The organism is Pseudoduganella ginsengisoli, from assembly GCF_009720865.1.
GTDB classification, from domain to species: Bacteria; Pseudomonadota; Gammaproteobacteria; order Burkholderiales; family Burkholderiaceae_D; genus Rugamonas; species Rugamonas ginsengisoli.
In genome coordinates, this window is record NZ_WNLA01000024.1 from 1 (window position 1) to 17413 (window position 17413).

Below are 17413 nucleotides of genomic sequence, written 5' to 3' on the forward strand. Positions count from 1 at the left end.
CCAGCTGCGGCGCCCGCCGCGCCCGGCCCGCCGGCGCCCCCTTGGGCGGTGGCGCGGTTAACGGGGTCCGATGAACCGTTCATCACGGCTTGCGCGGGTTTGCCGGGCTGGCCCGGCGCACCGTCGGCGCCCGTCACCGTGATCTCAGCTGCGTGCGGGGAGGAATAAGAAGCGCCGGCCAGCAGGGCCAGCAATGTCAAACGGGGCAAATACCGGACAGAATGCGGCAAACGTGCAGACATGGCGTCACCTCGCAATGGGCAAATTCATGCGAGGCTAGCACGGCCATCCGGCAGCGCCGGGCACGATACGGACAGGAAAAATCAGGAAAGATCAGGCGGCTTTGGGTTCCGCGCGGGTACAGCCCGTGCACAGGTGCGTATGGCGGGTCAGATGCATCAATTCGCAACTATTGCGTGCGGAACGCAATTCCGCACCTTTGACCAGGGTGCCGTCGCCGCCCATGAAGTCAAGCCCGTCAAACCGCTCAGCCCAGCCGGATTTGATGGTATTTATGAGGTGAAAGTACTGCTGGCAATCCACGATACAAAACGATATCGAACGGGAAAGATGCCAGTGTACATGATGTAGGGCGGATTAGGCGCAGCCGTAATCCGCCATGCATGTGTCGCCGGCGGGCATGCCGGATTACGCGGGGCTAATCCGGCCTACATCGCTATATCTCGCTACCGAGTGAGAGCAGATTAACCGCGCAGGCCGCTGGCGGCTTTGGCGATTTCCGTGATACGGGCCCAGTCGCCCGCCTGCATCGCATCTTTCGGGGTCAGCCACGAGCCGCCCACGCAGGCCACGTTTTTCAGCGCCAGGAATTGCGCCGCCGTGTCTTGCGAAATGCCGCCGGTCGGGCAGAACGTCACGTCCGGCAGCGGGCCGCCGATACCGTTCAACATGCCGACGCCGCCCGCCGGTACAGCCGGGAACAGTTTCAGCTGTTTAAAGCCCTGTTCGCGCGCCACCATGACTTCCGACGGCGTCATCACGCCCGGCAACAGCGGCAGGCCGCTGCTTTTCGCGGCTGCGATCAGCGCCGGCGTCAAGCCTGGCGATACGCCGAACACGGCGCCCGCATCGCGGGCCGCAGCGAATTCTTCAGGCTGTGTCAACGTGCCGACGCCGACAATCGCGCCTTCCACTTCCGACATCGCCTTGATGGCGCCCAGGCCATGCTGGGTACGCAACGTCACTTCCAGCACGCGGATGCCGCCTGCCACCAGCGCTTTCGCCAGCGGCACAGCGTGATCAGGATCGTCAATCGCAATCACAGGGATCACGGCGGACGTGCGCATAATTTCCAGCAAAGTCATGGTCATTCCTTCTTCAGAGAGGTGTCTTCATCGGAGCCCGGCATGGTATTGCCAACCGGGTTGCCATCGTGCAGCGGCACGGTGGTGGGAATCGGCGATGGCAGCGGGAATGTGGTCGCACCGGTTTCCGCTTCGCTGACGTTGTGGCGGAACATCGAGAACAGTTCGCGGCCCATGCCGATCGTGTTGGGTGTCAGGTCAGCCGTTGCCAGCGCACGCGCATGCCACACGTCGCTCGCCACCAGCGCTTCCAGCACGCCATTGGTGGCATCGACGCGGATCACGTCGCCATCGCGCACCAGGCCCAGCGGACCGCTTGCCAAAATTTCCGGCGACACGTGGATCGCGGCCGGCACCTTGCCCGATGCGCCGGACATGCGGCCATCGGTCACCAGCGCCACCTTGCGGCCCGCATCCTGCAAGTTCGCCAGCGCCGGGGTCAGCGCGTGCAGTTCCGGCATGCCGTTGGCGCGCGGGCCCTGGAAGCGCACCACGGCCACGAAGTCTTTATCGAGCTGCTTGGCTTTGTAGGCCGCCATAAAGGCTTCCTGCGAATCAAACACGATGGCCGGCGCTTCCACCACGCGGTGTTCTTCCTTCACGGCCGACACTTTCATAATGGCGCGGCCCAGGTTGCCCTTGACCAGCACCATGCCGCCATCTTTCGAGAATGGGTTGGTGTGCGGACGCACCACGTTGTCGTCGCCGGATACGGCCGGCGTATCTTTCCAAACCACACCGCCATTGTCAGCCAGGAATGGCTCCACCGTATGCTTGCGCAAGCCTTTGCCCAGCACCGTCAGCACGTCATCGTGCAGCAAGCCCGCATCCAGCAATTCGCGGATGATAAATCCGGTGCCGCCTGCCGCGTGGAAGTGGTTCACGTCGGCATCGCCATTTGGATAGACGCGCGCCAGCAGCGGCACTACGTCCGATAGTTCGTCGAAATCGTTCCAGTCAATGATGATGCCCGCCGCTTTCGCGATGGCCGGCAAGTGCAGCGTGTGGTTGGTCGAGCCGCCCGTCGCCAGCAGCGCCACGATGGCGTTGACGATGGATTTTTCATCGACCACGTGGCCGACCGGCAGGTATTCGTCGCCCTGGTCCGTGATCAGCGCGGCGCGCTGGGCGGCGGCCGCCGTCAGCGCATCGCGCAGCGGCGTGCCCGGCGTGATGAAGGCGGCGCCCGGCAAGTGCAGGCCCATGACTTCCATCAGCATCTGGTTCGAGTTGGCCGTGCCGTAGAACGTGCAGGTACCGGCGCCGTGGTACGCCTTGGCTTCGCCTTCCAGCAATTCTTCGCGGGTCGCCTCGCCTTTTGCATAGCGCTGGCGGATCGCGGCTTTCTCTTTATTGGAGATCCCGGTCGTCATCGGGCCGGCCGGTACGAACACGGCGGGCAAATGGCCGAAGTGCAGCGCGCCGATCAAGAGGCCCGGAACGATCTTGTCGCACACGCCGAGGAACAGCGCGGAGTCAAACATATTGTGGGACAGCGCAATCGCCACCGACATGGCAATCGCATCGCGCGAAAACAGCGACAATTCCATGCCCGGCTGGCCCTGCGTTACGCCATCGCACATGGCGGGCGTGCCGCCGGCGAATTGCGCCACGGCGCCAACTTGGCGTACGGCATCCTTGATGATGGCCGGGAACGTTTCAAATGGCTGGTGCGCCGACAGCATATCGTTATAAGCCGACACGATCGCCACGCTGGGCTTTTTGACTTCCTTCAGCAGCAGCTTGTCATTGGCCGGGAACGCGGCAAAGCCGTGCGCCAGGTTCGTGCACGCCAGCGCGCCGCGCTGCGGGCCTTTGGTGCGGGCCGCTTGCAGGTGCGCCAGATAAGCTGCGCGCGATGGACGGCTACGCTCGATGATGCGTGCTGTTACGGATTCAAGTACGGGATGCACCGCCATGATATTTCCTCAAGAGTCATATTTGAGTGAAATTTTACTACAAAATTGCACGACACAATCAATTTTTTGTGTAGTGAATTTACCGCATTTGTTGTATGATGAATCATCCTCTAGCAACCAGATGTTCATACGACATATGCGCCAGCCAGCCCTGACCACCACTGCCGCCTACCAGGCATTAGCAGCCCACCACGCTGAAACCCGTCAACGCACGTTGCGCGACTTGTTCGCCGCTGATAACCAGCGCTTTTCGCAACTGTCTGCCGGCGCCGCCGGCCTGTTCCTCGATTATTCGAAAAACCGCCTGGACGGCGCCACCATTAAATTGCTGGCGGACCTGGCCCGCGAGCGGGGCGTGGAACGCCTGCGCGACGCCATGTTCGCAGGGGAAAAGATCAATATAACCGAACAGCGCGCCGTCCTGCATACGGCATTGCGTATGCCGCGCGGCAACGCGCTGAAGGTGGATGGCCAGGACGTGAATGCCGACGTGCACGCGGTGCTGGACCAGATCCGCGACTTCACGGACCGCGTGCGCAGCGGCGCATGGCTGGGCCACACGGGCAAGCCCATTACCGACGTCGTCAACATCGGTATCGGCGGCTCGGACCTGGGCCCGAAAATGGTATGCCTGGCGCTGCGCTCGTATGCGCACCCGCGCTTGAAAATGCATTTTGTGTCCAACGTCGATGGCCACGACATGGACGCCGCGCTGGCGCAAGTCAATGCCGAAACCACGCTGTTCATCGTGGCGTCGAAAACCTTTACCACGGCGGAAACCATGATGAACGCGCACACGGCGCGCAACTGGTTCCTGCAGCATGGCAAAGAAGACGGCCTGGCCAAACACTTTGTCGCTGTGTCCACCAACAAGGAGGCGGTCGGCAAGTTCGGCATCGATACGGCCAACATGTTCCCGTTCTGGGATTGGGTTGGCGGCCGCTATTCCGTCTGGTCGGCTATCGGCTTGCCGGTGGCGCTGTCGGTCGGCTTTGGCTACTTCAGCGATTTCCTGGCCGGCGCGCATGAATTGGATCAGCATTTCCGCACCGCGCCGCTGGAAAAGAATTTGCCGGCCCTGCTGGCGCTGGTGGGTTTCTGGAACCGCCAGTTCGAAGGCGCGGCGTCGCTGTCGATCGCGCCCTACCACCAAGACTTGAACCGCTTCCCGGCCTACCTGCAGCAGCTGGATATGGAAAGCAATGGCAAGCGCATTACGCGCAGCGGCCAGCCAGTCGATACGCCGACCTGCCCTGTCGTGTGGGGCGAATGCGGCACCAATGCGCAGCACGCGTACTTCCAGCTGCTGCATCAGGGTACCGATATGACGCCGATCGATTTCATTGCCGCGCTGCGCCCGACGCACGATTTGGAAGGCCACCACGATGCACTGCTGGCCAACTGTTTCGCGCAATCGGAAGCCTTCATGACGGGGAAAACGGAGCTTGAAGTACGCGCGGAACTGGCGGCGCAAGGCGTACCAGGCGCGCAAATCGACTTGCTGGCGCCCCACAAGACATTCCCGGGCAACCGCCCTTCCAATACGATCTTGATGGACGTGCTGAACCCGGCCGCGCTGGGCGCGCTGATCGCGCTGTATGAACACAAGACCTTCGTGCAGGGCGTGCTGTGGGACATCAACAGCTTCGACCAGTGGGGCGTGGAATTGGGCAAAGTATTAGCCAAGGCGATTCAAGCTGAATTGACGGGCGAGCCGCAGCCTGCGCGCCACGACAGTTCCACCAATGGCTTGATTGAAATGGCAAAAGCTGCCCAGGAGCTGCGCTGATGAACCAGGTGACTGCTGCCTTTGATGACGTGATGCTGGTGGGCGAAAGCCCGCTGTGGCACAACGATACGCTGTACTGGGTGGATATCGATGGCTTCGCCGTGCACAGCCTGCACCCGGCCAGCGGCAAGCACCGCAAGTGGCCGATGGCCAGCGAACCGTCGGCACTGGCCATCAGCAGCAATGGCGGGCTGATTGTCGCACTGCGCGCCGGCATGATGCACTTGAACACGGACAGCGGCGCATTGACGGCCATTGCCGCCGCGCCGTACGACACGGCCACCACCCGCTTCAACGATGGCAAGGTCGATGCAACGGGCCGCTTTTGGGTGGGCACCATTTACGAGCCGCGCGACAAGCCGGCGGCCGACATGTACGTGCTGGATAAAGGCGAGCTGCGTTTGGCCTGGCCGGCCAACGTCATGAATTCCAACGGCCTCGCGTTCAGCCCGGACAATACCTTGCTGTATCACGCGGATACGGCCGGCCACAAAGTTACGCGCTATGCATTCGATGCGGCCCGCGCCACGATTTCCGATGCACAGGTAGTGCACCAGTTCAGCAGCGATAAAACCGCACCGGATTACGGCGGCCGCCCGGATGGCGCGGCAGTCGATGCCGAGGGCAATTACTGGGTGGCCCTGTTTGAAGGGGGCCGCGTCGTCAAGCTGTCGCCCTCCGGCGTCATCCTGCAAGAAATCGCCCTGCCCGTGCGCTGCCCGACCATGGTGACATTTGGCGGCGACGATTTGAAAACGCTGTATATCACGACAGCGGGCAAGCGGCCTGCCGAGGAATTGGCGCGGTTGCCGCTGAGCGGCAAGGTGCTGCAAGTGAAAGTGGATGTAGCAGGCAATCCGGCATCCCAATATCAGGAAGCGTAGCCCGTGCCTCGTCATTCCCGCGCAGGCTCGGCGCCCCCGCGGGAATCCATGGGGCGCGTGCGGCATTGACTCAGCATGGATCCTCGCTTCCGCGAGGATGACGAAATTTCGTAGTAAATTTTCTTGATTATCAAGAATTTGTGTAGTAAATTTTCACCAGTAGCACGGCAAGTAGTACGCTACCCCGGCACAACTCACTCACACACATATTATGGCTCTCAACGATTTTGATCTGGTTCTGTTCGGCGGCAGTGGCGACCTGTCGATGCGCAAATTGCTGCCCGCAATGTATTCCCGCGACGTATGCGGCGACCTGCCTGCGACGGCGCGCATCATTTGCGTGGGCCGCCAGGATTGCGGCCAGGAAGAGTTCATCGGCATCGTCAACAGCACGTCCCGCCCGCTGATCAAGTCGCCTGCGGTGACGCCGGAAGCGTGGGCCCGCTTTACGGCCCGTATCGTCTACGTGTCGCTGAACGCGACGGACTCGTCGACGTACAGCGCGCTGGTGGAAGCGCTGCGTAACGATGACAATGTGACCCGTGTGTATTACCTGGCCACGCCGCCTGCCCTGTTCGCAAAAATCTGCGACAACCTGAAGGAAAACGGCCTGGCCACGAAGAATTCCCGCGTGGTGCTGGAAAAGCCGCTGGGCCGCGACCTGGCGTCCGCCAAGCAAATCAATGCGGAAGTGGGCAAGGTCTTCGAAGAATCGCAGATTTACCGGATCGACCACTACCTGGGCAAAGAGACCGTGCAAAACTTGCTGGCCCTGCGCTTCGGTAACATCCTGTTTGAACCGCTGTGGCGCCGCGAATGGATTTCCGACGTGCAGATCACCATTGCGGAAAAGCTGGGCGTCGGCAACCGTATCGGCTACTACGACACGTCAGGCGCACTGCGCGACATGCTGCAAAACCACTTGCTGCAATTGCTGTGTATCGTGGCGATGGAACCGCCAACGTCGATCGCGCCGGATGCGGTGCGTGACGAAAAGCTGCAAGTACTGCGTTCGCTGAAGCGCTTTACGCCTGCTACCCTGGCGCAAAACATCGTGCGCGGCCAGTACCGCGCCGGCCACGTGGATGGCCAGTCCGTGCCGGGCTACCGCGACGAGCCGGATGCGCCGGAACGTTCGCGCACTGAAACCTTCGTGGCCATGAAAGCGGAAATCGATACGTGGCGCTGGGCCGGCGTGCCGTTCTACCTGCGTACCGGCAAGCGCATGGCGGATTCGCTGGCGGAAATCGTCGTGCGCTTCAAACAAATCCCGCACTCGATCTTCAACCAGCCAACGTCTTCCTTCCAGCCAAACTGCCTGGTGATCCGCCTGCAGCCGGACGAAGGCTTGCGCATGAACCTGATGGCGAAAACGCCGGGCGAAGGCATGCGCTTGAAACCTGCCGAGCTGGAACTGGACTTCCGCGAAACGTTCAAGATGCCGCGTATGGATGCGTACGAGCGTCTGCTGCTCGATGTGCTGCGCGGCCAACTGACGCTGTTCATGCGCGGCGACGAACTGGAAGCCGCGTGGGAATGGGTGGAACCGATCTTGAACCACTGGGAACAGGATGAGTCGCTGCCGACGCCATACGCCTCCGGCACGTGGGGCCCGGCGGCGGCCAGTGCACTGATTGGCCGCGACGGCTTACAATGGCGCGAAGAAGCGCTGCCAGAAGACTGATGAGCGCAAGGAACCCGGCCTTGCTAGGCCGGGCCGTTCCGCAGGCGTGGAGCATGCTCCACGAAACCCCTGCTACACCCCTGCCCGAAGAATAACGAGATTACCGTGCTGCTTGATTCGATTCGTACCCAGCTTGACGCCCTGTCCAAATCCGAACGCAAGGTTGCGCTCGCGGTATTGGAAAATCCGGCCAAGATTGTGGACCAGAACATCACGGCGCTGGCGCGCACCGCGCAAGTGTCCGAGCCCACCGTGGTGCGGTTTTGCCGCACCCTGGGCTACGATGGCTGGCACGAATTCAAGCTGAAGCTGGCGCAGGGCCTGGCGCTGGCCCTGCCCGGCCTGAACGAACAGCCGGCGCAGGATGACCTGGCGGCGGATCTCATCAACAAGATTTGCAGCCGTTCCATCAACACGCTGCTGGACTTGCGCAACAACCTGCGCCCGGAAGCGATCCAAAAGGCGCTCGACATCCTGTCGAAATCCAACAAGATCGAATTCTATGGCCAGGGCACATCCGGCATCGTGGCAGCCGATGCACAGCACAAGTTTTTCCGTTCCGGCGTACCGACCGTGGCGTATGCCGACCCGGCCATCCACAGCATTGCCGCCGCGCTGATGCGCGAAGGCGACGCCGTGGTGGCGATTTCCCAGCGCGGCAACAGCCCGGCCCTGGTGCGTTCCGTGAAGCTGGCGCGCCGCGGCGGCGCGGAAGTCATCGTGCTGGCGCCATCGGGCACACCGCTGGCGGACCTGGCCACCGTGCTGATCCCGATTGACCTGATCTTCAACATCGACCCGTACACGCCGATTTCCGCCCGCCTGGCTTACCTCGTCGTCATCGACGTGCTGGCAGTGGGCCTGGCGCTGCAGCGCGGTCCGGAATTCCGCAAGAAAATGCAGAATGCGCAGAAGGCGCTGCAGGAGTTTGATTTGCAGTTTGATTCGTTCATCGGCTGATGTTGATCGGCCGGCTCTTCGGTCAGATAGGCGCCAATGCCCGATCCAGCAGCGCGGCCAACGGCGCCAATTGACAGTTGTAGGCAGCGATATTGGCGCTCAGCCACTCGGTGCGCTCAATTGGTTCCCAGCGCAATATGTAAGCGGCATTAATGCTGATTACTTCAAACAATACGCGCTGGGCGCGCCCATTTCCATCCCTGAATGGATGGATGACATTCAACTCGCTGTAGTAGTGCGCCAGCCGGGCGATGAATTGTTCGCGCGGCAGATTGATGAGATAACCTTCCTGCGCCAATTGCCGAAAGAGCTTATTCGCTTCCGGCTCGATGCGGCTGACGTTGGCAAAACGGGAATTGCCTTTGCTGATGTCAACTGTCCGCAGGTCGCCCGCCCACTCGTAAATATCCTGAAACAGGAATCGGTGAATGCCGCACAAGGCATCCAGTGAAATGTTATCGAAGTCGGGTTCGAACTGCTCGATGCGGGCCTGAGTCAGTTCGACTTCTGCCGTTTGCAGACTGGCCTCATCGGTGAGGCCAAGCTTGTTAATCAGTACATCAGAATCAGGATAGCAGTACTGCGTATCCCCGCCGACGCCATACTTATCAGGCATGTTTGGTTTTGCGCGCGCCCGCAGTTGGCACTGGCTTGGTTGCGGCTACCGGGCGCGGCGTCAACCCTTCCAGACGCAGGCTGGCGCGGTAATTCTCCGTGCGCAGTTTCAGGAACGCCTGACGCTTCATTTCATTTGTCAACATCACAACATCCTTTAGCAACGATGGGATTATTGTAGCGCACCTCGCCAGCGCTGCCCGCACTTCAGGTACGTTGCGCCTCAATAAAGCTTTTACCAACAAACGTGCGGCGCGCATTGCCACGCTCCGTTTGCGTGTGCTGCAAACGGCGCTGCGCCCTGGCTTCATCCGCATGGCTGCCGGCCAGCGCTTCCAGCTTGCCAGCCAACAGCCGCGCCGCCAACTGCCGGTTGGCCAGCTGGCTGCGCTGCGACTGGACCCGTACTGACAATCCGGTTGCGATGTGCGTGGCGCGCACCGCACTGGCGGTCTTGTTGACGTGCTGGCCGCCTGGACCTGACGCGTGCATGGCTTCATAGCGGATCGCGCTGTCCGGCAGCGGCTCCGGCGGGTCGTGGATGGCGCCGCCGATGAACCAGTTCTTGCGTTTGTGGCCCGGACGGTAAGGGCTGTCGCAAATCCATTGCAGCGTGCCAGACCAGCGCTCTGCCAGTTCGCGCGCCGCCACATTGTCTTCGCGGCTGACGAGTCCCAGCAAAATCGAACTGTACGTATCCTGCGCCGGACCATCCTGCTGCTCCAGCACTTCGATTTTCACGCCGCTCTTGCTCCCCTCTTTCACCAGCGCGTTCAACGCATGGCGCACGGCCAGGCAGCATTCCGCCGGCCCCGTATTGGCAGTCAGTTGAAACAGGATCATCAGCAGCACTCCCCACGGGTTTTATACGTCAGCACGGGCCGCAGCCGCGCAATGGCGCGCGCCAGCCCGGCGCCTTCCAGGCTGTCCAGCACCGTATCGACATCCTTGTATGCCTGCGGCGCTTCTTCATAAATCAGCGCCTTGTCGGCGCAGATCACACGGCCGCCAAACGACGTGCGCGCCAATTGCGCCGACGTCGCCCTGCGTACCAGGCGGTCCTTGCAATCGGTGCGCATCCATTTGCGTCCGGCGCCATGCGCCAGCGACTGCAGGCCGGGATCACCATCCGCGGCAAGCGGCTGCACCACATAGCTCCACGCATCGCGCGAACCGGGCAACAGCACCACGCCGTGACCGGACGGGTTGGCGCCTTTGCGGTGCAGCCAGCCTTGTTCGCCATTTATCACGGCAGGCGCCACATAGTTATGGTCAACGTCCAGCAGCGATACGCCTTGCGTGCGCAGGCGCGCCAGCACGCGCAATGCGATCATGCGCCGGTTCACGTGCGCATACGTGAGCGCGGCAGCGTGCTGCGCCAGGTAGGCGTGCGCGTCAGGCGACGCTTCCGCCAGGCCCGCATGGCTGTGCAGCTCCACATGGCGGCGCAAGACGATTTGCCCCAGCCCGCGCGAGCCGCTATGCACGGCAAGGTGCAAGCGCTTGGGCTGCAAACCCATTGCCGCAGCGGCTTCCGTATCGGCCACGTGGTCAACGGCCTGCAATTCAACAAAGTGATTGCCAAGGCCGATGGTACCCAGCGACGCCATGCAGGGTGGCGGCAAATCCGCTGCGCTCAGTTGCTGCGACAGCGCGTCCAGGCCCTGCTCCAGCTCAGGGTCAAGCGCGGCAAGCCGCGCCAGCTCGCTGCCATCGGGCGGATCGTCGAGATTGCCCAGTTGCTTGTCGAGCTTATCGAGGCTGGTTTTACCGGCGATCAGGCCGGTATCCCACAGCGCAACGCCGCAGCCGATATCGCCGCCACACAGTGCGGGATACAGGCGCCCCGTTGAAAAGAAAGCCGCGCCGACAGGATAGCCGCGGCCGGGATGCAAGTCCGGTAAGCCTGCCACACGGCGCATGCCGGGCAGCAGGGACGTATTGGTTAATTGCTGTATGGCTGAATCTTCCAGCCACAGATGGTCCGACGCCACGACAGTCGCGCGGTCGGAGATAGTACGGATGTAATTGCCCATTCCGGAATTCCATATCGGAGATTGCGAAAAACGGGCACTGGACGGTGCGGCGCATCAACGCCGGCACGGATCGCGCGCGAGGCGCGGCAAGAGCTTAATTGGCGGCGGCTTGCGCGCGGAGACCCAGGCCCATCGAGGAAGTTTTTTGGCGTGCGAAAATCATGGTTGAACTCCTTTCCTGGTCAGCACTGGTTAATGGGAAATACCCAAAGAGGACGGACACATTATCGAATGTGTCCGCGAATAGCAAGCATTTTTTACAACAGGGCTACTCAGGCAAATCGCTGCAAGCCCACACGGCAGTGTGCTTGGTCCCGCCTTCGCGGAACGTCAAACGTGGCGGCGGCAGATTGAATGGCGCGGCCGTTAAATCCAGCGCTTGCCAGCCGCCGTTGCGGATCGCGGCATTGCGGCCCAGCGTATGCGAAGTCGTGATCAGGTAGCGCGCACCGCTTTGACGGAAGCGCTTCAATGCCATCATGACGGCATCCAGCGGCAAGTGCGTCAACACGTCGCGGCATAGTATGGCATCGCTGCGGGGCAACGTCGCCGTCACGATATCGGTTTCCGAGAACAGGCAGTTGGACTGGTCTTTCATCCGCTCCCGCAAGTCGGCCACCAGCTCGGGCACGATATCGTAGCCCAGGTATAAACGCAGCGCGCCCGTCAGCTCGCGGATCCAGTTCATGTCGCCGCAACCGGCATCGGCAAGGATGTCCACGCCGAGGAAGTTCAGCGTGCCAGGCAGCCATTTACGCAATCCAACAGTGGCGGACAGCGCGGAGCCCGAGCCGGAACGGGTTTCTTCGCAATTCCAGAAATTGTCGCGCCAAATGCGCACGAACATGTCTTTGCGCGCCGTGCATTGCGTGGGCTGGTCGGCCGCCAGTTCGGGTCGCAGCAGGATCGCGCCGCGGTAGGTACGGACGCCGAAATCCAGTCCCGAAAAGGCTTCATATTCCGCCAACGAACGGGCCGTACCCAGGCCGTAGCGCTCGATCTCGACCAGGTCATCATCGCGGGTCTTGTCGATGCCGCACAGGTAGCGGATGCGTTTGCGCGCATGCAGGTTCAGTTTGTCCCAGTCTGTCTGGTCTTTCCAGTGGCGCGGGCGCTCCGGGCGCTGGCCATAGTCATGAAACGCCACTACGGCGTTCGGCACGAAGATATCCCAGCCGCTGGTCCACATACGTACGGCCATGGTGATTTCCTCGCCTTCGAAATACACGTAGGGATCGTACGGCACTTCCTTGACGATATTGCCTGCCGCGAAAATCAGGCCCGCGCCGATGAAGGCATTCTTCCTTGGCTTCGGCGGCGCATCCTTCATGCTGGCCATTTCCGAGCGCTGCACGAGCACACCGAAGTCGTCGAAGCATTTGGGGTAAATCGTGACGACGCCTTCATCGCCGTAGGTGTCGGGCGGCGTGAAGGTCAGCGGATAGGTGGACAGCACGGGCTTGGGGCTGTCGCACTGCGCCAGCATCCCGATCAGCAGTTCGTCCCAGCCCTGCACAAAGCGCATATGGCTGTCGACCTGCATGAAGTAATCTTCGCCCTGCCACAGCGATTGCACCTTGTTGCGCGCCCAGCAAGCGCCTTTGCTTTCCGATGCATGGACGCGGATGACGCGCACCTGTTCGGGCCGAGTCTCCAGCACGAAGCAGTCGTCATCATCCTTTGGCACGAACTGCCAGCAGATGCCGATAAACACCCGCTCCGGATACGTCGCCTTTTCAAACAGATCCCGCACCGTGTTCTGGCAGTCGGGATCCCGGTAACTGGCGATGGAGACAAAAATCGTTGGGTGCAAATCGGCCTCTTTAAATTACCACTGCAGTTTGTCGATATGGTCTGTGTGCGCCTGGTTGATGTCCGAGTGCGTCGTCGAATGATGATCGTCGGGCTGCACATGGTGGCCATCGACGATCTTCTGTCCATCGATTTCCTCTGTCCACGCACCGCCCTGCACTGCGCCATGTTCGTGGTTGAAGTCCATCTCAATGACGTCAGCCCAGTTGCCGCTGGCAGCACCGCCCGTCCCCGCACCGGCCTGCACATCGCCGAAGTGGAACATATCGGCCGACGCATCATGCTGCATGCTGTCGTGGGTCGTCAGGGAAGCGCTGCTGTCGTGCGAGCTTAAGCTGTCCGTATGGGTGCCGTCAATCGACAGGCCCTTAATGTGCGACGCATCCGGACTGCTGGTCGTGCTGGCGTGATGGCCACTGCTATCGTCGGTGACCGTCGAAGAACTCGTCTGTTCAGCCACTGGCGCTGCGCCGCCGGCTTTGGTTTTGCCGTGGCCATTGCCGTTGCCGTTGCCATTCCCGTTATTGCCGGAAGCGGTGGTTGGTGCCGGGGTTGACGTCGGCGCAGGCGTCGTGGTCGGTGCTGGCGTCGAAGCAGGTGCAATGGTCGGTGCTACTGTTGGCGCCACAGTCGGGGCGGCGGTCGGCGCCGGCGCCGTGGTGACGGCATTTTCCGCATTGTTATGGTTGCCGGAATTGCCTGGTGCAGTCTGGTCACCATTGCCGTGGCCGTTGTTGGCTTGGGAGCCCTGGCCGTTGCCATTGCCGTTATTACCGGTGGTTGGCGCCGTGGTTGGCGCCTGCGTCGGGGCGGCAGTCGGCGCTTCCGTCGGCGCGTGGGTCGGCGCTTCCGTTGGAGCGACGGTCGGCAGATCCGTGTGCACTGGCGCGTGGGTCGGTGCTTCGGTTGGCGCATGCGTTGGAGCTTCCGTCGGCGCCGAGGTTGGCGCCTGGGTCGAAGCGTGCGTCGGTTCAGGCGTTGGGGCGGCCGTGGGTGCCTGGGTTGGAGCCTGGGTTGGAGCCTGCGTCGGCGCCTGGGTAGGTGCTTGCGTTGGTGCAGCCGTCTGCGTAGGCACTGGCGTCGTCGTTACGTCGGCGCTGTTACCTTTGCCTTTGCCATTACCGTTGCCATTACCGTTGCCATTACCGTTGCCGTTATTGCCAGAAGCGCTGGTTGGCGCTGGCGTGGTGGCCGGTGCGGATGTCACGGTCGGTGCAGGCGTCGCGGTCGGCGCCGGAGCAATGGTTACTGCATTTTCATCATCGTTATTACTACCCGAGTTACCTGGGGCCGTTTGGTCGCCATTGCCGTGGCCATTGTTGGCTTGAGAACCGTTGCCATTGCCATTACCGTTGCTGCCCGATGCACTCGTTGGCGCAGGCGCCGTAGTCGGCGCTGATGTCGTCGTTGGTGCTGGCGTTACAGTCGGTGCGGAGGTGCCGCCACCGGCATTTTCGGCGTTGTTATTGCTGCCGGAATTGCCTGGAGCAGTCTGGTCGCCATTGCCGTAGCCATTATTGGCATTTGAACCGTGTCCATTGTTGCCAGACGCACTGGTTGGTGCAGGCGTCGTGGTCGGTGCAGACGTCGCCGTTGGCGCTGGCGTTACAGTCGGCGCAGTGGTACCGCCGCCGGCATTTTCGGCGTTATTGTTGCTGCCAGAATTGCCTGGCGCGCTCTGATCGCCATTGCCGTAGCCGTTATTGGCATTTGAGCCGTGCCCATTGTTGCCAGACGCGCTGGTTGGTGCAGGCGTCGTGGTCGGTGCGGACGTCGCCGTTGGTGCTGGCGTTACAGTCGGCGCAGTGGTGCCGCCGCCGGCATTTTCGGCATTGTTATTGCTGCCGGAATTGCCTGGCGCTGTCTGATCGCCATTGCCATGGCCATTATTGGCATTTGAACCGTGCCCATTGTTGCCAGACGCGCTGGTTGGTGCTGGCGTCGCGGTCGGTGTAGACGTCGTCGTTGGTGCTGGCGTTACAGTCGGCGCAGTGGTGCCGCCGCCGGCATTTTCGGCATTGTTATTGCTGCCGGAATTGCCTGGCGCTGTCTGATCGCCATTGCCATGGCCATTATTGGCGTTCGAGCCGTTGCCATTGTTGCCAGATGCATTGGTTGGCGCAGGCGTCGTGGTCGGCGCTGGCGTCACGGTTGGTGCAGTAGTGCCGCCACCGGCATTCTCGGCATTGTTGTTGCTGCCAGAGTTGCCAGGAGCCGTTTGGTCGCCATTGCCGTGGCCATTGTTGGCATTCGAGCCGTTGCCATTGCCGTTGTTACCAGGGGCGCTGGTTGGTGAAGGCGTCGGCGTTGGTGCAGGCGTTGTCGTGCCGCCACCAGCATTCTCGGCATTGTTATGCCCTCCAGAATTGCCTGGTGCGTTCTGATCACCGTTGCCGAAGCCATTGTTGCCATGAGAACCGCCGCTATTGCCGGAGCCGCTGGTTGGCGACGGCGTCGGGGTTGGTTCGGTCGTTGCTGGTGCAGTGGTTGCAGGTGCAGTCGTAGCAGGCTCAGTTGTGGCGGGCGAAGTCGTAGCCGGTTCCGTCGTCGCTGGCCCAGTTGTGGCAGGCGAAGTCGGAGCAGGTGCGGTCGGTGCCGGCTCAATCGTAATCGCCGGTTCATCGTCGGAAGGCTCAGTCGTAGCCGGTGCCGTTGTCGAAGGCTCAGTGGTAGCTGGCTCAGTCGTGGCCGGTGCCGTTGTCGAAGGCGCAGTGGTGGCTGGCTCAGTCGTGGCTGGTTCCGTCGTCGATGGCTCGGTGGTGGCTGGTTCAGTCGTGGCCGGCTCCGTCGTCGATGGCTCGGTGGTGGCTGGCTCAGTCGTGGCTGGTTCCGTCGTCGATGGCTCGGTGGTGGCTGGTTCAGTCGTGGCCGGCTCCGTCGTCGATGGCTCGGTGGTGGCTGGCTCAGACGTGGCCGGCTCCGTCGTCGAAGGCTCCGTGGTGGCTGGCTCAGTCGTGGCCGGTTCCGTTGTCGAAGGTTCGGTGGTCGCTGGCTCAGTCGTGGCTGGTTCCGTCGTCGATGGCTCAGTGGTTGCTGGTTCAGTCGTGGCCGGTTCCGTCGTCGAAGGTTCGGTGGTTGCTGGCTCAGTCGTAGCCGGTTCGGTCGTCGAAGGCTCGGTGGTCGCTGGCTCAGTCGTGGCCGGTTCCGTTGTCGATGGCTCAGTGGTGGCGGGTTCAGTCGTGGCCGGCTCCGTCGTCGATGGCTCGGTGGTTGCTGGCTCAGTCGTAGCCGGTTCCGTTGTCGAAGGCTCCGTGGTGGCTGGCTCAGTCGTGGCCGGTTCAGTTGTCGATGGCTCGGTGGTTGCTGGCTCAGTCGTGGCCGGTTCCGTCGTCGAAGGTTCCGTGGTCGCTGGCTCAGTCGTGGCCGGTTCCGTCGTCGAAGGCTCAGTGGTGGCTGGTTCAGTCGTAGCAGGTTCCGTTGTCGAAGGTTCCGTCGTCGCTGGCTCAGTCGTAGCCGGTTCTGTCGTCGACGGCTCGGTGGTTGCTGGTTCAGTCGTAGCCGGTTCCGTTGGCGAAGGTTCCGTGGTGGCTGGCTCAGTCGTGGCTGGTTCCGTCGTCGATGGCTCGGTGGTGGCTGGTTCAGTCGTGGCTGGTTCCGTCGTCGAAGGTTCCGTGGTCGCTGGCTCAGTGGTGACAGGCTCAGTCGTGGCCGGTTCCGTCGTCGAAGGCTCGGTGGTCGCTGGCTCAGTCGTGGCCGGTTCCGTTGTCGAAGGTTCGGTGGTCGCTGGCTCAGTCGTAGCCGGTTCCGTCGTCGAAGGCTCAGTGGTGGCTGGCTCAGTCGTAGCCGGTTCGGTCGTCGAAGGCTCGGTGGTCGCTGGCTCAGTCGTAGCCGGTTCGGTCGTCGAAGGCTCGGTGGTCGCTGGCTCAGTCGTGGCCGGTTCCGTGGTCGAAGGCTCGGTGGTTGCTGGCTCAGTCGTGGCCGGTTCCGTTGTCGATGGCTCGGTGGTTGCTGGCTCAGTCGTGGCCGGTTCCGTCGTCGAAGGTTCCGTGGTCGCTGGCTCAGTCGTAGCTGGCTCCGTCGTCGATGGCTCAGTAGTGGCTGGCTCAGTCGTAGCCGGTTCCGTGGTCGAAGGTTCCGTGGTGGCTGGTTCAGTCGTGGCCGGTTCCGTCGTCGAAGGCTCGGTGGTTGCTGGCTCAGTCGTAGCCGGTTCCGTAGTCGATGGCGCGGTGGTAGCGGGTTCAGTCGTGGCCGGTTCCGTAGTCGATGGCGCGGTGGTAGCGGGTTCAGTCGTGGCCGGTTCAGTTGTCGAAGGCTCCGTGGTTACTGGCTCAGTCGTGGCTGGCTCCGTCGACGAAGGTGCGGTCGTATCGGTTGGGGCTGCAGTCTCGGTCGCGGGCGGCTGCGTCTGCGCTGGGGCCTGAGTTGCTGCCTCCGTCGGCGCTGGCGTTT

15 protein-coding genes are annotated in these 17413 nt (G+C 62.1%); 6 read left to right on the forward strand and 9 right to left on the reverse strand.

The annotated features are described in order from the left end of the window. A partial coding sequence (locus tag GM668_RS25200) for a hypothetical protein (protein ID WP_371868776.1) occupies positions 1–242 on the reverse strand: 242 nt, incomplete at its 3' end. 151 nt (positions 243–393) lie between these two features. Between GM668_RS25200 and GM668_RS25205 the strand changes: the two genes are divergently transcribed. Then, on the forward strand, positions 394–591 hold the full coding sequence (locus GM668_RS25205; protein ID WP_155441738.1) for a hypothetical protein: 198 nt from the start codon (positions 394–396) through the stop codon (positions 589–591). A gap of 113 nt (positions 592–704) precedes the next feature. On the opposite strand, the gene eda is transcribed toward GM668_RS25205, so the two are convergent. Beyond that, positions 705–1331: a bifunctional 4-hydroxy-2-oxoglutarate aldolase/2-dehydro-3-deoxy-phosphogluconate aldolase gene (gene eda, locus GM668_RS25210; RefSeq protein ID WP_155441739.1), complete on the reverse strand. Its 627-nt coding sequence runs from the start codon at positions 1329–1331 to the stop codon at positions 705–707. After that, positions 1328–3244, reverse strand: a complete 1917-nt coding sequence (gene edd / locus GM668_RS25215; protein ID WP_155441740.1) for a phosphogluconate dehydratase — start codon at positions 3242–3244, stop codon at positions 1328–1330. The genes eda and edd overlap by 4 nt, the downstream gene beginning before the upstream one ends. A gap of 136 nt (positions 3245–3380) precedes the next feature. Between edd and pgi the strand changes: the two genes are divergently transcribed. The 4 genes from pgi (at position 3381) to GM668_RS25235 (ending at position 8561) form a co-directional block, all read left to right on the forward strand. Next, positions 3381–5033, forward strand: coding sequence for a glucose-6-phosphate isomerase (pgi, locus tag GM668_RS25220; protein WP_155441804.1), 1653 nt, complete (start codon positions 3381–3383; stop codon positions 5031–5033). Further along, entirely contained in the window at positions 5033–5917 is an 885-nt protein-coding gene (locus tag GM668_RS25225) for an SMP-30/gluconolactonase/LRE family protein (RefSeq protein WP_229499897.1), read from the forward strand. The genes pgi and GM668_RS25225 overlap by 1 nt, the downstream gene beginning before the upstream one ends. A 211-nt stretch (positions 5918–6128) precedes the next feature. After that, on the forward strand, positions 6129–7601 hold the full coding sequence (zwf, locus tag GM668_RS25230) for a glucose-6-phosphate dehydrogenase (RefSeq protein WP_155441741.1): 1473 nt from the start codon (positions 6129–6131) through the stop codon (positions 7599–7601). A gap of 105 nt (positions 7602–7706) precedes the next feature. Next, positions 7707–8561, forward strand: a complete 855-nt coding sequence (locus GM668_RS25235; RefSeq protein WP_170305822.1) for an SIS domain-containing protein — start codon at positions 7707–7709, stop codon at positions 8559–8561. A 22-nt stretch (positions 8562–8583) separates the two neighbouring features. On the opposite strand, the gene GM668_RS25240 is transcribed toward GM668_RS25235, so the two are convergent. The 6 genes from GM668_RS25240 to GM668_RS31350 all read right to left on the reverse strand — a co-directional run bounded on the left by GM668_RS25240 (position 8584) and on the right by GM668_RS31350 (position 15173). After that, positions 8584–9177 carry a putative adenosine monophosphate-protein transferase Fic gene (locus GM668_RS25240; RefSeq protein WP_155441743.1) on the reverse strand — a complete coding sequence of 198 codons (594 nt, stop codon included), beginning with the start codon at positions 9175–9177 and terminating at the stop codon, positions 8584–8586. After that, complete coding sequence (locus GM668_RS25245; protein WP_155441744.1) at positions 9170–9322, reverse strand: YhfG family protein; 153 nt, start codon at positions 9320–9322, stop codon at positions 9170–9172. The genes GM668_RS25240 and GM668_RS25245 overlap by 8 nt, the downstream gene beginning before the upstream one ends. A 61-nt stretch (positions 9323–9383) precedes the next feature. Further along, the gene (prfH, locus tag GM668_RS25250; protein ID WP_155441745.1) at positions 9384–10019 is read right to left on the reverse strand and encodes a peptide chain release factor H; all 636 of its coding nucleotides are present in this window, start codon (positions 10017–10019) and stop codon (positions 9384–9386) included. Next, entirely contained in the window at positions 10019–11212 is a 1194-nt protein-coding gene (locus GM668_RS25255) for an RNA ligase RtcB family protein (protein WP_155441746.1), read from the reverse strand. The genes prfH and GM668_RS25255 overlap by 1 nt, the downstream gene beginning before the upstream one ends. Before the next feature lie 268 nt (positions 11213–11480). Next, entirely contained in the window at positions 11481–13025 is a 1545-nt protein-coding gene (locus GM668_RS25260) for a GlcNAc-transferase family protein (protein WP_155441747.1), read from the reverse strand. A gap of 15 nt (positions 13026–13040) precedes the next feature. Next, the gene (locus tag GM668_RS31350; protein ID WP_229499900.1) at positions 13041–15173 is read right to left on the reverse strand and encodes a hypothetical protein; all 2133 of its coding nucleotides are present in this window, start codon (positions 15171–15173) and stop codon (positions 13041–13043) included. A 277-nt stretch (positions 15174–15450) separates the two neighbouring features. On the opposite strand from GM668_RS31350, the gene GM668_RS25285 reads away from it, so the two are divergent. Beyond that, the gene (locus GM668_RS25285; RefSeq protein ID WP_155441752.1) at positions 15451–17385 is read left to right on the forward strand and encodes a YadA family autotransporter adhesin; all 1935 of its coding nucleotides are present in this window, start codon (positions 15451–15453) and stop codon (positions 17383–17385) included. The last annotated feature ends 28 nt before the right edge of the window (positions 17386–17413 follow it).